The sequence below is a fragment of the Chryseobacterium sp. GVT01B genome, assembly GCF_019970045.1.
GTDB lineage: Bacteria > Bacteroidota > Bacteroidia > Flavobacteriales > Weeksellaceae > Chryseobacterium.
Map to the genome: position 1 here is coordinate 1 of NZ_JAHXYI010000012.1, position 15,501 is coordinate 15,501.

Annotated in this window: 9 protein-coding genes; 1 reads left to right on the forward strand and 8 read right to left on the reverse strand. The window is 36.4% G+C overall.

The features are described 5' to 3' along the window. Nucleotides 1–654: 654 nt before the first annotated feature. The 8 genes from LC457_RS22260 to LC457_RS22295 form a co-directional block, all read right to left on the reverse strand. Nucleotides 655–951: a VanZ family protein gene (locus tag LC457_RS22260; RefSeq protein WP_308116431.1), complete on the reverse strand. Its 297-nt coding sequence runs from the start codon at nt 949–951 to the stop codon at nt 655–657. Nucleotides 952–1,006: 55 nt separating this feature from the next. Then, a complete protein-coding gene (gene gcvH, locus LC457_RS22265) occupies nt 1,007–1,384 on the reverse strand; it encodes a glycine cleavage system protein GcvH (RefSeq protein WP_047383072.1) in 378 nt (125 codons plus the stop codon). Between the two features lie 107 nt (nt 1,385–1,491). Further along, nucleotides 1,492–8,529 carry a cell surface protein SprA gene (sprA, locus tag LC457_RS22270; RefSeq protein ID WP_223601887.1) on the reverse strand — a complete coding sequence of 2,346 codons (7,038 nt, stop codon included), beginning with the start codon at nt 8,527–8,529 and terminating at the stop codon, nt 1,492–1,494. 57 nt (nt 8,530–8,586) lie between these two features. Continuing rightward, the gene (gene ruvA / locus LC457_RS22275; RefSeq protein ID WP_047420113.1) at nt 8,587–9,171 is read right to left on the reverse strand and encodes a Holliday junction branch migration protein RuvA; all 585 of its coding nucleotides are present in this window, start codon (nt 9,169–9,171) and stop codon (nt 8,587–8,589) included. A gap of 195 nt (nt 9,172–9,366) precedes the next feature. Beyond that, a complete protein-coding gene (locus LC457_RS22280) occupies nt 9,367–10,662 on the reverse strand; it encodes a carbohydrate porin (RefSeq protein WP_223601794.1) in 1,296 nt (431 codons plus the stop codon). A gap of 511 nt (nt 10,663–11,173) precedes the next feature. After that, entirely contained in the window at nt 11,174–13,462 is a 2,289-nt protein-coding gene (locus LC457_RS22285; protein WP_223601795.1) for an NADP-dependent malic enzyme, read from the reverse strand. A gap of 16 nt (nt 13,463–13,478) precedes the next feature. Beyond that, nucleotides 13,479–14,330, reverse strand: a complete 852-nt coding sequence (locus LC457_RS22290; RefSeq protein ID WP_223601796.1) for a BadF/BadG/BcrA/BcrD ATPase family protein — start codon at nt 14,328–14,330, stop codon at nt 13,479–13,481. An 85-nt stretch (nt 14,331–14,415) separates the two neighbouring features. Then, complete coding sequence (locus tag LC457_RS22295) at nt 14,416–14,679, reverse strand: hypothetical protein (protein ID WP_223601797.1); 264 nt, start codon at nt 14,677–14,679, stop codon at nt 14,416–14,418. Nucleotides 14,680–15,042: 363 nt separating this feature from the next. Between LC457_RS22295 and LC457_RS22300 the strand changes: the two genes are divergently transcribed. Then, a complete protein-coding gene (locus tag LC457_RS22300; protein ID WP_223601798.1) occupies nt 15,043–15,501 on the forward strand; it encodes a GtrA family protein in 459 nt (152 codons plus the stop codon).

Consider the following 15,501-nt stretch of genomic DNA (forward strand, 5'->3'; position numbering starts at 1 on the left):
GCTTCGCTATAGTCTTTATAATCATTATTATTCTATATCCCCAGATAGCATTGTCACTCCGTAGGAATAAGAACAAAACTCTTCTGTAAAATTAAAATAGCAGAAATATAATTCACCTTAATTAAAATGCTTCGACTCAGCTCAGCATGATACTGCTAATACTAACTGATAAAAAAATCTTAAACATTATCCTGCCAGCTTACTTCCTTTAAAGGCTCTCATAAAGAAGTTTGGATTCCTGCGGAATGACACAATGGGAACAGAGGTTTATACTCGCTAGCCTCCTTACATAGAAATCAGGAAGATGAACATTCAACACCAATGTTCCTTTTCTACATAGAAAACCGAAACCCGAAAATCAATAACCCGAACAACTGTACCCTCCTACCCCGAAACTCATCATTCATAATTCATAACTTATAATTCATCATTCGTCTTCCTAGCCCTGATAGAAATGGTTACCCCGCAGCTTAGATTGGAGAGTTGGAGGGTTTGAGTGTAGGAAAGCATCGGTGCGAGGAGTATGAATGGATAGCAGGATAAGCTCCTAATTAAGTTTGAGAGTTTGAAGGTGTAAAAGTTTGAGAAAACTTTAATGTTATTGTGTAGAAGAAAAAGTTTGGGAAGGAAGACCCTCCTTTTTTAAGAGTGGAATTAAAAGAAGTGCTTGATTACTATCTTATATATATAGTATCCAAATAGACATCCGATAGTATCTGCTACAATATCTAATGTTTCCATTGATCTGCCTAATCCCATTTCTTCCTGGAGAATTTCGGTAAGGAATGCATAGATAAGGATGATCTGAAAAAAGTACGAGAATTTTATTTTAGGAAATGCAGCAATGAAAGAGAAACCCAAGGCTGCGAATATGCTTAGATGTAAAATTTTATCAATCCCGCTGAACATGAACCAATATTCATGATTCTCTTCTCCGGGCTTGAGAAGCATATAAGTAAGAAATGCCCAATAAATGGGCAATATCTTACTAAATATTTTTGAAATCTTATCCAATGATAGCTTTGTAATCATCTGCAGAAAGTAACTCAGACTGATCTGCCCCATCAGCAATTTCCAATTTGATAATCCATCCGTCTCCATAAGGATCTGTATTTAACAGTTCAGGCTGAGATTCTAATTCTGAATTGAACTCAATAACCTTTCCAGCAATAGGTAAGAATAGATCTGAAACAGTCTTTACCGCTTCTACACTTCCGAAAACATCTCCTCCATTAAGATCATCATCTACAGTATCGATGTCTACGTATACGATGTCTCCAAGTTCTCCCTGAGCGAAGTCTGTAATACCGATTGTAGCAACGTTACCCTCGATCTTGATCCATTCGTGATCTTTGGTGTACTTTAATTCTGATGGTGTGTTCATTTTTTAATTTTTATTTTGTACAAATGTATTCAAAAATATAGTAGCTTCAAATATTGGATATAAAAAAAGTCCTTCAAAACTGAAGGACTTTTAAGTTTGTATCATTTTTAGAACCCACCTCCGGATTCACCAAATGTAAATGTGGCAGAAATACCTGCTCTTACTGTAGACAGCGGGAATGCTGTAGAAATCTTATACTTTGAGGTCATCTGTTCATAGAATACTCTCAGGTTCAGATTCTCGGAAACATTATAATCTGCGGAAAGTTTGATGTTCATCAGTCTTTGTCCTCCTGTTACCTGCGCATCATTCAACAGAATATTCATAATGGAAGTCTTGCTGTCTCTTAATGAAATATCACCTCTTATGTTAAGGTCACTTCCTTTTCCTCTTGTTCCTCTACCTCTGATGTTGGCTGTTCCCAATCTGAAGTTTCTGACAATATATCCAAGTCTTACTACATATTCTGTATTAGCATCTTCGGTAAGAGTCTGGTTGACTAATCCCAGTACCATCATTCTTGTTCTATTGTACTGTATCCCGAACTGCATATTGTTTCTCATTGTAACATCTACCCCGATAAGTGGTGAAAAAGATTCTACGTATCCAACCTGTGCGAATGTATATGGGTTAATCTTGTCTCCATCATTCTTTTTCACATTACCAGCATCATCCACCGTTTGATAATATCCATTTGGATTACCATGATAATCAACATTGCTTTGGATACCTGTTGCTGTATAAGTTGCTGTATAACCATGTAAAATATCAAACTTGGTAAACTGTCCACTGATTATAGGTATATTTTTTAATCCCGAGTACGTAATTCTCCAGTTTGGTAACGGGAATCCTGTTTTCTTAGGACTACCCATAGGAGCCACTGATTTTCCTTCCATAGCTGCTTTAAAGGCAGGAATCAATACATAGGCATTTCCAATGCTGTAATGCTTCGCAAACCCATTGTTATCCAATACCGCTCCCGGGCCACCCAACTGCTGTGAAAGTGCTCTTGCATTTTCTCTGATCGCCTGGTAAACCGCCTGCCCATCTTTAAATGATGTATTAAGAAGTACTGCAGAGTTGGAATACGTTATCATTTCGCTGGCAAATGTAAAGTCAGGATCTGCAACACCATTATTTGTATAATTAAATCCTGTATGTGAAAAATTACTATTGTAATTGTGCAACACATTAAGATCAATTCTTAAATCATTCATTGGCATCATCTGTAAGTCTGCTCTCAATTCTTTGGTAGACATTCTTACATATGGATCTGTCATATAGTTGGAGTCGCTCACCCATCCGTTTTCCATTACTGTTCTTCTGATGTCAGCCTGTGATCCAAAAAGGAATCCTAATGTTGGTCCTCCCAATGTCTGTCCGTATCCATAAAAGTTTGGAGCTGATATTAGACCCGGAAGTACTGTTCCATTCGTTTCGTTATAGCTTACGTTCAACTGTTTGAAAGAAGTAAGGAAGAATGCAGCACTTTGAAGTGGAGTAAGCTTATTCTTAAATTTATATTTCTTATATCTGTATCTGTTTTTCTCCCATTGTTTTGAATACACATTATTCAGAGAGTCCATCTCCTGTCTGCGTTTCTGAAGTTTGGCATTAATATTTTTGAAATAGTTAAACTGTCCGAAGAACTTAGGTAGATCCGCTGAAGCTGTCGCCTGAATAACATTGGTATTTTGCCCAATGGATCCTAAACTTGTTATTTTATTATTATTGTTAGGATCTATAAATCCAGTCAACGAAGTAGATCTTGCCGCCCAATTATAGGTAAATCCGTATCCAACTTCTGCATCAATGAAATCCAGATAAGGAAGATATTGGAATGGCAGTTTATAATTTAACTGCGCTCTGTGGTTATACAATACCGGCCTTCCTGCTCTGAATACATTTCCGAAGATCGATTTATTATCCATTGAATTTACATCCAGATTATCATTAAGAGTTCTGGTTGCTGAATTGATTTCCAGTTTTAATGATTTTGTGAAATTGAATCCTAACCCATACTGCCATCCAAAGAAGAAGTTTCTGTTTCTGATCGCATCAAAGTCACTATTCATATTTCCGTTCAGGATCGCTTCAACATTTCTGAACTCAAGTTCGTTGTAATTTCTGTCGATTTCAGTTCTGAAAGATATTCTTGTAGGAATCGGATTAAAGTTGAATTCTTTAACCCATCTTAAATATTTCGTAGACTTCGCAGTATCACTGATCATTTTATTGAAAGGCTTGACTACCCACGGCTTAAACGTATAGTTATAATCAACATATCCTCTCAGATACTGTCTGTAATTTCTCTTGGTATAAATATCTCTGAAATAGTCATCGTTATAAACCGCCGTTACCGAAACGTTTTCGATATCATAAAACTTAGGCTTTTTATTCGGATTTACTCTTTCCTTATGCATATTTACGACTCCTATACTTCTTTGCTGAGTATAGGTTCTCGCTACTTTTTTCAATTGCTCCCTGTTTGGCGCCTTACTGAATTCTACGTCGGTATCCAGAGGATTGTATTTCGGATCTTCAATAGTTTGTGAGTAAGAATAGTTTAAAGGAATCTTTACCCCTGTTTTTTCAGGAAGGAATTTATCTACATTGATCGCCGTATTAATACTAAACGCTGATTGAGTAGACTGAGTTCTTTCCGCAGGTTTTGAATCTATATTTCCGAAACCAACAGATGTATAGGAAGCATTGGCGTTAACTGTTGCCAAATCTCCCATATTAAAGTTTAAGCTGGCATTTCCTGCATATCCTCCATCATTCTCAATTTCAGAAAGCCGGATTTCATTTACCCAAAGAACCCTTGTTATAGTGGATGCATCTCTTGGATCAGAATTTCTCACCCCAATCATAATGGTGGTAATATTTCCTAAACTAGGTCTACCTTTGATATAAATATTTTTAAAAGGTTGCTGATATCCCGGGTCAACCGTTCTATTGGTGATAACAACACCTGATTTGTCTCTTCTGATTTTAGCATCTACAAAGTTCTGAACATCAAAATCGACCTCATTTTCCATTGGCCAGATTTCCATAGGAGCTGTAGCTGTAGTAGGAGTCAAGTTTAATGACGATTCATACTCGTAATAGTTATCAGTAGCATCACTTCCGAAACGGATAAAGAATTTAGTTTTCTCATCCATTCCTATTACTCTGTTCAATGGATCATGAGCGTGTACAAATAACTTAAGCTTTTTGTACCTTCTCATATCCAAAGTCGTGTTTTTGAAAACTCCTCTTGCCTCAGTTTTAAGGTTGGTTACTTTCATGTAAAGTGAAGCTTCATTCTGTCTTTGCGCCCCTGCATTTCCACTTAATACCTGTCTGTCAATTCCCGGTGGCAATACATATGGAGGTTGGTTCAATGCATTTTCTTCAATGTTTACACTTCCTACTTCAAAATTTGGATCTGTCACAGAACCTACTCCTTCGTCAGAACCAGGAACATCATTACTGGCAATTTTACTATCATACTTTCTCCAGTCTGATCTTACAAGATCCATTGTTCCGAATCTTAGAGTAGAGGTCTGATCAAATCCAGCCAACATTAATCTTGCAAACCTTACATTGTTCAATACAGATGGATCTGCAGTACCTTCAGCTAGATCATAATTCGCCACAGGAATTCTAAACAGGTACCATTTCACATCTGCAGACTGCCCGTTCTGGAAACTTGCTTTTACTGTTTTTACATCTACAATATTATTTGATCCAAGTGATAAACTTGGCTGGTCAAGCTTAATCACATACTGATTATAGTTTTCAGTCTGATCAAGGTTATAATCTTTATTGATATCTTCGGCATCCGGGGTTTGTGAAGCTACATTCAGAGAGTTTGCTTCTGAGTTTCCTTCCGGGTTTCTGAAATATTTGTATCTCTCTACAACTGAAGCAGCCTGGCTTCCTGTAAATTTATCTGAAAGATAAAATACGAAGTCATCCACTGCAGGGTCAGCAATATTGGTAACCGGATTTACAAAAGTATTCCCGAATCTCATTGCTTCCTGATCAGAAGTAAGACCATCATATCCGGCATCCTGTACTTTTCTGTCTTCTCCTTCCGTAGAGAATGCATAGAGAATTGGGGGTTGTTTTGGCTGTATTCCCCAGTTTGAATTCGTGGTAGAAGATGGTGTACCAGGAGTTGGCAATCCGTTTTCATACTGCATTTTTCCATCCTTCAATACATCTTCAGAAACGTTTCCTAAGTGAAGTAATAGTTTTGGATCTGTACCCAGTGTTTTACCATCTGCGTATGGGTCCATCATCCAGAATTCCACATATTCAATGTTTGAAGTAACAAAGTTTGGAACGCTGATTGACCTCATGATCCCTGCCCATCTGCTTTGTGCCTGTTCTGTTACTGGGTTTACGTTGTATGGTCCCTTTTCTTTAGGGAAATAAGAGATATCGAAAGTATTGGTGAAAGTTTGTTCACCTGCTACAAAATCTCTGTTGTTATAAATCTCAGAATATTGTACTCTTCTGGAAGCGTGGTTGGATACAGACTGCGGTGTAATTCCTGCAGGTGCTTTACCTCCAACACCCCAGAATCTAGGGTCGATATTATACCATGTTAATAGTCCTCTTCCATATCCACTTGTTATATCGTCATTTCCTGGTACTGTATTAAATGGCGGCAATTTATTTTTTTCCGGTTTTGAAGCTAAGCTCCATGCTGCCGGTTCTTTTAATGATATTTTGGAAGTTGTCTGTTCAAAATCGTCAATGTATGACTGATTATTTGTTCCCTTATTTAATCCAGGCATCAGATACGCAGCTTCCATCTTGAAGTTCAAGTTGGATGGCGCTTCAGTTTTTACCATCGGAAGTTTATTGGTAAGCCTTGTCAGATAAGGAGCCTGATTGTTGTACATCAAGTTGATCCCTGCCATGGTATTGTTTACCGCTTCCTGTCCGAAGTTTACTTTTTGGGTAAGCGGCGACTCTGAATAGTTGATCACCGTTCCTCCTAAAATAAAGTTCTCACTGAATCTTCTTTCTAAATTTAATCCCAAGAACCTCTTTCTTTGGGTATTAAATGTCAATTGGTTTTCCAGTGAAATATTGATTGCCTGTCCGGATTGTTTTACATTTTCATTGATGATGGTAACGGTCCCCAGCATATAATCTACCGTATAGTCTACCCCTTCTGTAAGCTGTACTCCGTTTGCGGCAACTTTCACCGATCCTTGAGGAACGTTTACTGCTCCTAACGAAATACCTTGTCCCTGCGTTCCTTTATAACGGCCTTCCATTGTATACCTCTGTGCAAGGTTACTGGCAGACGCTTGTTGTTTTTGTTTGGTATAAAGATCCTGGAAAACGTATTGAGGATCAAATGTTCCTCCTAAAACCTTTTGCATATAGCTACCAAAAGGCTGTACTTTGGTAAAGATTATTCTTCCGGTTTCCGGTCTGATGGTAATTCCGTTGACAAAGTCAAAAATACCATCTCCTTTGCTTCCGTCTTTATTATTCTGGATGTCTCCGTTCATATTAAGACGGTCCCAGTTAAATAATTTCAGTAAGTTCTGATCTTTTACAGGAGTATCCGGAAGGTAATTTACTTTACCTCCTGTTTTCGGGTCTCTATAGTAGGCATTAAGTATAAACCCGTCCTGTGCTACCTGTCCTGCATCTATCGAATAGATATTCTTCATCATCAGGTCCCACATCGGAGATTGAGTGTTCACTTTATTGTTTACTCTCAATACTTTAGTAACCAATACAGGACTTTCTTCAGAAAATTCCCCTACTTTGTATACTTTGTTACTTCCGTTAACGGTATAGGAATATGAAACTGCTAAAAGCTGTTGGTCATTAAGCTTTTGGTTTAATGAGATATATCCTAATTGCGGCTGAAAAGTAAATTCATTAGCATTCAGCTTTCTGGCTTTTGTATTGTATATGAATTGTTCTCCATTATCATATGGAGTTGGATCTGTACCAATTACTTGTCCCTGGAAAATAGTACCATAGTTTTTCCCGGCTTCTCTGGTTCCGGCTACTGTTGATACAGCATCATATAATCCGTTCAGAGAGTTATCCGGTAAGGTAGCTCCTCCTGCCGCTTCCCCCAAATCTCTGATCCCGATAATACTTTTCTGATAAGCCAGGTTACTGTTCCCTTGATCCAATACCCATACCTCTAATCTGGTAATATTAATGGTTGAATTGATCTGTGGATAGTTAAGTAACGCATCATCATACTTGTTCAGGAAATAGTGTCCTAAAAAGTAGTGCTGGTTTTCTTCATAGTCAATAGCGTTGACTTTAAAGTTATTCATAACACCACCACCCTGTACTACAATATTACGGGCCTCCCCTTGTTGTTGTGAAAGGACAACGGTTCCAAAAGTTTTTCCAAGCTGGAATTCTGTTTTCACCCCAAACAGTGATTGTGAACCACGGATCAGACTGGTTGAAAGCGGCATATTCACGTTACCGAATTCAACTCTTTTGATGATTTTATCTTCTCCTCCTTCGTTAGGTTTATCTACATTTCCAAGGCCTTTGCTCTGAAGATCTTTCCAGCTTCCTTTTGCCTGCCAAACGAGATTCATTCGGTTTTCAAAGGCAAAACCGCTCTGAGTATCATAATTAGCTTTCAGCTGAAGGTTTTCTCCTACTTTACCCAATAGTCCCAACTGAATTCTCTGATCAATATCAAAAGTAAAACTGGTCCTGTTTTGTGGCAGGATCATCGGGTTGTCTATTTTCTGGTAAAGTCCGGCAAAATCCAGAGATGCATATCCTGAAGGAATGATTTCAATTTTATTACCTCCGAAAATCGTTTCAAAGAGCCTGTTATTAATCAACAATGAAGGGATAAGTCCCTTCTTCCTTGCATCTGATCTGTCTTTTCTGAAAAGGAGATTGTATTTATCAGATTTCTCCTTGTAGTAGGCTTTAGTCTGGGTAGCGAGCATATATTCTTTATACTCTTCCGGAGACATGGCTGTAGGAGGGCCTGTGATGGTATTTCCGATTTTGGGATACACATAGTACATCCCGGTTTTTATATCGTAATAGGCTTCATACCTCGTAGGGTCTGCCACTTCGTATTTTTTTCTTATGATCGCCGTATCTTTCTGTACCTGCGCAAAAGCACTGACAGACATACACAGGAACGACAGGAACAAAAATATGTTAAGATGCTTAATATTCGCCACCAAATGTTAAATGTTTTTTAAGATTTGTTTAACCAATTCTTCTACCGAGATGCTTGGATTTTGTTTTATAATTTTATCCGCAATCTTCTCGCTCGCTCGTTTAGGAATCCCTAAAACTTCTAATGCAGATAACGATTCTTCCTTAATTTTATTATCCACCATCACAGAAATATTCGCGTTCGGATCACTGTATTTCTGTACTTTATCCTTAAGATCTACGATAATTCTTTCAGCAGTTTTTGCACCAATTCCTTTTGCTTTTTGAATCAATGCACTGTTTCCGGAAAGGATTGCAGAAGCGATCTCATCAAGGCTCAATGTGGACAGCAGAATCAATGCTGAAACAGCCCCCACTCCGTTAACGCTTATTAACAGATTAAACATTTCTTTTTCTGAACGTGTGTTAAATCCGAAGAGAAGATGAGCATCTTCACGGATGATCTGCTGGATAAATAAAAAAGTCGGCTGATTCAAAACCAGCGTCTGTGAGGTCATCAAACTGATTCCCACGTAGTAACCAACTCCTTGTACATTGATGACAGCGTAGGTAGGCGTAAGTTCTTGAACGTTGCCTTGTAAAGAAAATATCATTATTAATTTTTAAAACTCCCAAATATAGCAATTTAAACTAATTAATGTTTTCATTTAACGTGCGAATGATTTTTAACTTAAATTTTGACTCAATATTCAATCTTTTAATTATAAAGGTAAAAGATTTTAAAAATCAGAAGTTTCGCATACTATAGTTTAGGAATTGATCTCAATTTCGACTATTTATTCTTTTTCTTACCACCATATTTCAAGCTGAAGACCAAATGATATCCCGTTATTCTTTTTTAAAAGCCTTGTATTAAAATCTGAGCCCCCAATCAGCCCGCTAAAATTTTGAGACCAATGGGCATAGGTTATAAAAGGTCTTAAAACAGGTCTTGAGTAATAGCCATAATCCCAGGAAATCTGAGGTGAAAATGTAATTTTCTGCAGACTGCCTTCTATTCCTGATCTATTATTTTTCATATAATCATTTCCTGCCTCCAGAGCCAGATTAAAATGTTTATCAAGGTAATACAGGTATCGAAAGCCTATACTAAACCAATTTCTTGAAATATTATTCAACGCTATGTTGCTTTCATCTGTATTTCTCACGCCTAAGTCTCTGTATTGATAAGTGAGAGCTACCTGTATGGCATGTTTCCTTTTATCGTCATAAACAAAATTATTGATAACATCAAACGAACTGGAACTATCAAGCTGATAAATTGATGTATCATCTATGTTTTCAGGCATTGTTTTTCCGGTATATGCACTTTCTGTAATTGAACTTCCCTTCCTAAATATTACAGTTGAAGTATGAGTAATGTTCTTCTTAGAATATGTCCACCAACCACCAAGTGAATATCCTGAAGATTTGGGTGTTCCTTTTATATTATTACGATTTTTAAAACTAAATTGACCCAGAAAATTAAGTTTAGAATATTCTGAAAGTGGTAGGTCAAGATACCTGAAATCGGTCACATATGAATGGGCATCATTATTCCCATATTTAAATCTCATCAAAGCAAGATTCAGATTACCGGAATTTTTAACCTGATAATTCTCTATTCCAATTCCCAACTGGGAGTTTTGTCCAGAGTTAAGCCAAAAATAATCCAGCATTTCTACGTTTCTGCGATCATAATATCTTTTACCCACCCATAGATTAGCATTTTTAATGACTTTATTTATTTTTCCATATAGCTGTGCCGTTTCCGGAAATTGCTTATAATTATCACTCCCGTAGGGAATAAATTTTGACATCATGTAAGAGACTTCATAGAGATTGACAGAGTCTTTATTTTTATACCTGTAATTAAACTGAAGCTCACCATAGTGATTAGCCTCATTGCCCAATCTGAACTTATGTACACTCTCCGGGGCATTAAAATTTACCATCTGTCCTCCACCGGACCATCCAATGCCCGTTCTCAGATAACCATTCACTGAAAGTTCATGAGAATGCAAATTTATTTTTTGTGACTTAAACAAGACTCCTGTTATAGCAAACAGAGAGAATCCGATCTTTGTAAATATATTGTTTTTCAATAGTTTTATTTCTAAAAGAATCAACTAAAAAACAATACAAATCCTTAACAGATATTTACCTGTTATTGATGAAAGAATAAAATATTACTGCAGTTTTTTATTTAAAGACTTTTCCTTTTGTTCTATCCTTCATTTTATCATAAGGAGACAAACAATAAGCTTATGGAGTTAATGTCTATATATTTGAATATTTTTTCATGCATTTGTATTTCTGTGTTCTAGTATATCTTGTGTTTTTATAGTGTCTAAGATATCAAATAATCCTATTGACATTGAAAAAAACAACACTATTACATTAAAAACACAACACTATTGTAAATTTTACACCTTTATTCATAAATCTTAAATAACAACTAAAAAAACAACGTATAAAAAGTAAAAAGATAAAGCGCTATTTCTTTAGAAAATAGCACAAAAACAATCTAAAAGACTTGTTTTTTACCAGCAAGTAATAAAAAAGCCAGATGAAAATATTCATCTGGCTGTGATCCAGTCCTTAGACCGTTATAATTTATGATTTCTTTTCTCTTCTTTGAGCATCAAGAACAGCAATCGTAGCAAGGTTTACGATCTCATCTACGCTTGAACGCATTTGAAGAACGTGTACCGGCTGTTTTAATCCCATTAAGATAGGTCCGATAACCTGTGCTACTTTCATTCCTCTTAGAATTTTGTAAGAAAGGTTCGCGCTTTCCAGATTCGGGAAGATGAAGGTGTTTGCAGGAGTTGTTCCTAATTTTGAGAATGGATAATCGCTCAGGTGATCTGCATTCATTGCAAAATCCGGTTGAATTTCACCATCTACAACCATTTTAGGATATTTCTCATGAAGGATGCTCACTGCTTTAGCAACTTTCTTGGAAGTTTCAGAAATGGCAGCGAAGTTTTCAAATCCAAGCATCGCAATTCTTGGTTCTATAGCAAACGATTTTACTGTAAATTCTGCCATTTTAGCAATATTCACAAGATCTTCTGAAGTAGGATTCTGATTGATGGAAGTATCTGCGAAGAAAATAGGTTTCTTTTCAGACAGAATCATCATCATTGCCGCTACTTTGTCTACTCCTTTATCTTTTTCAATAACTTCTAAAACAGGACGTAAAACTGAAGTATAGTTTTTAGAGAATCCTACGATAAGACCATCGGTATCGCCATGTTTCAGCATAAGAGGTCCGAAATAATCTCTCTGGCGAACATATCTTTTCGCTTTGTACTCGTTCATTCCTTTTCTCTGACGAAGTTTCCAAAGGGTTTCTCTGTATTTTTTTCTGTTTTCTTTCTGATCGTCATCACTTGGATCAATGATTGGAACATCCAGAGTAATTCCGTAACGTTCCATCTGCTCCTTGATATATTTTTTATCTCCTAAAAGGCTTGGGAAAGCAATTCCTTCCTCGTAAAGGATCTGAGCTGCTTTCAATACATTATATTCTTCAGCATTTCCAAGAGTGATTCTTTTCGGATTAGATTTAGCACGGCTCTGCATCATTCTTACCAGTCTCTCATCTCTTCCCATTCTGTCTAAAAGCTGGTGCTCATATTCCTCAAAATCCGTAATAGTTTTTCTGGCAACACCACTTTCAATAGCTGCTTTTGCTACAGCACTTGATACTTTTGTGATCAGTCTGTTATCAAACGGCTTCGGAATGAAGTAATCTCTTCCGAACTGCAGATTCTGAACATTGTATGCTAAAATTACAGCTTCCGGTACCGGTTCTTTTGCTAAATCAGCAATCGCGTGTACGGCAGCCAGTTTCATTTCTTCATTAATTCCTGTAGACTGTACATCCAATGCTCCACGGAAGATATAAGGGAATCCTAATACGTTGTTTACCTGGTTAGGATAATCACTTCTTCCTGTTGCTAAAATCACATCTTTACGAGTTTCAATGGCAAGATCATAAGCAATTTCAGGATCAGGGTTAGCCAGAGCAAATACGATAGGATTTTCGTTCATGCTTAACAACATTTCCGGAGTCATTACATTTCCTTTAGACAATCCAACGAAAACATCAGATCCTTTTACAGCATCTTCTAATGTTTCAATATCAGTCTGAGCGATGAAGTCTAATTTTTCAGGAGTAAGGTTTTCTCTTTTATGGTTGATAACCCCTTTACTGTCACACATCAGGACGTTTTCTTTTTTCAATCCCAATGAAATATAAAGCTTGGTACATGCAATAGCTGCTGCACCTGCTCCATTGACAACCATTTTCACTTTATCAATATCTTTATTGGCAATCTGCAGAGAGTTGATCAATGCCGCTGCTGAGATAATTGCAGTTCCGTGCTGGTCATCATGCATCAAAGGAATATTCAATTCCTCTTTCAGCCTTTGTTCTATATAAAAAGCTTCAGGAGCTTTAATATCTTCAAGGTTGATTCCTCCGAAAGTAGGAGCAATTCCTTTTACGATTTCAATAAATTTATCAGGATCTTTCTCGTCGATCTCAATATCAAATACGTTGATATCTGCAAAGATCTTGAACAAAAGTCCTTTCCCCTCCATTACCGGTTTTGAAGCTTCAGCCCCGATATCTCCCAGTCCAAGTACGGCAGTACCGTTAGAAATTACTGCTACCAGGTTTCCTTTTCCTGTATAATCATAAACAGTTTCCGGTTTATCATGAATTTCCATACAAGGAACTGCTACTCCCGGAGAATACGCCAATGATAAGTCTCTTTGAGAAGAGTGTGGCTTTGATGGGATTACTTCAATTTTTCCCTTTGGTTCTGCTTTATGATAATCCAGCGCTGCCTGGCTAAAGTTCTTTTCGTCACGATTGTTGTTACTTGACATAAAATTTGGTTTTTTGTTAAAGTATGTATTTAATGTGGTAATCTACTAAGCTTTCAATTGGTTTCTGCACAACATGTCCCACATTTAAATTAAGTTCTGTAGCTACAGAACGTAGTATATTTTCATAATAATAAGCAATAGAGCCAATGAAATTGATCTCGGCATCTTTTGCTTCCTCATAAGGGAGAACCTGATATTCAAAGAAACTTTTCATTTCTTCAAACACCATATCTCTGAAATAAGAATGATCTTTTCTCTCGATCACAAATTTGGTAAAGTTTGCCAAATATGCATTTGGTCTTGGGGTATGATACATATTTTTCAATGCATCTTCTACGGTAAGCTGATAGTTGGCTTCAAATTCTGTATGAAGGTCTGAAGGCAGTTTTTTCATGAAATATCTGCGCACCAATTGCTTTCCGATAGCACTGCCGCTTCCTTCATCTCCGATCAGGAATCCCAGTGAAGGCAATTCTATCTTCAGATTGTCACCGTCAAAAAAACAGGAATTTGATCCTGTGCCAAGAATGCACACGATTGCAGGTTTTCCGCTGTATGCTGCATAGGCTGCAGCCATCAGATCTTCCTTCACAATAATTTCCGCTTTTCCAAAAACTTTTGTCAGTTCTTCTTCTATGGTTTCACAGTTTTTTTTCACACCGCATCCGGAACCATAAAAAAAGACCTTGGTAATTGAATTTTTAACCGACACCAGATTGCTATTTTTCTGTATCTCAGGAGCGATAAGTTCTCTGTTGATAAAATTCGGATTGAAACCGATTGTTTCTGTTTTCAGAAAAACCTTCTTAAAGTCATCAAGTATTACCCAATCCGATTTAGTAGAACCACTATCTACAATAGCAACCATATTTTAGATTTTAATTTAAGGGTGCTAAATTAGGAATTTATCTTCAATTAGCGTTTAAAAACAACCTGGAAGCTGTCTAAAATCATTAATGTTTAATTTGTGTTTTTTTTTCGTTGAATTGCAAAAGCCAATCTTCTATTTCATCTTCCAGATAGGAAGTCTGTAATACCATAGCATTGATAAAATCATCAGGCACTGGTTCTCCGTTGGAGTTTTCAAGATTCCACAATTCATCTGACATATTTTCATATTCTGAATACACTCTTTTGAAGCGGGAATTTTCTTTCTCAAGAGCCTCAATATTTTTCTGTTGAAGCTGGAATTTTCTGTATTTGTTTTGACTTTTCATACAAATATTATTAATAATTGGGTCATAAAATGTAGGGGTATATGCTCTTAATCGCGCACTACAAGATAGAAAAAACCATCAACACAAGAAGTTGAAAATGAATTTATTATCAGGTCATTATTACATCATTCTGAATATTAAAATTAGAAATAATTTTTATTAAAAAAAATATTTTAACAACTTTTTTCAGTGTTTAACATATAGTTATAAATTTGCATATTCATATTGTGAAGGTTTGGTATTATTGACCAACTAAAACGTTTATTAACAGCCGGAATGCAGTAAGACCTTTATATTCTGAGATATAAATCACTTCAGTCATTATACAATATGTATTTATATATTTAGTTTTATAATCATTAAATGAAAGAAATACTCATACGCCAGAAACAGGTTCTGTTCTTCATCATTGCAGGAGGACTGAGTGCCATTGTAGAAATAGGCAGCTTTAAAATTTTCAGCACCTATCTTCCACATTTCTTTGCAAAGGAAATCAACTTCCATGGTGTACATTATCCTTTAAGTAATATTTTTTCTACAAGCTGCGGGATTATTACCAATTATTTCCTGAGTATCTGGTTTGTGTTTGAAAGAGGAAAACACTCGAAGAAAAAAGAGTTTGTTTATTTTATGGTGGTCTCCTTCTTTTCAACGTTACTGAGCTTAGGTTTTTTCCAGATATTTTACAGTTTCATATTTAAAGATAATATCAATTTATTTTTTTATACCTTGAGCCCGGAAATGATTAGCAAAATTGCAGCAATATTGCTGGTTTCCATTCTGAATTATTCGGTAAAAAAGAAAGTAATTTTTAACGGTTAA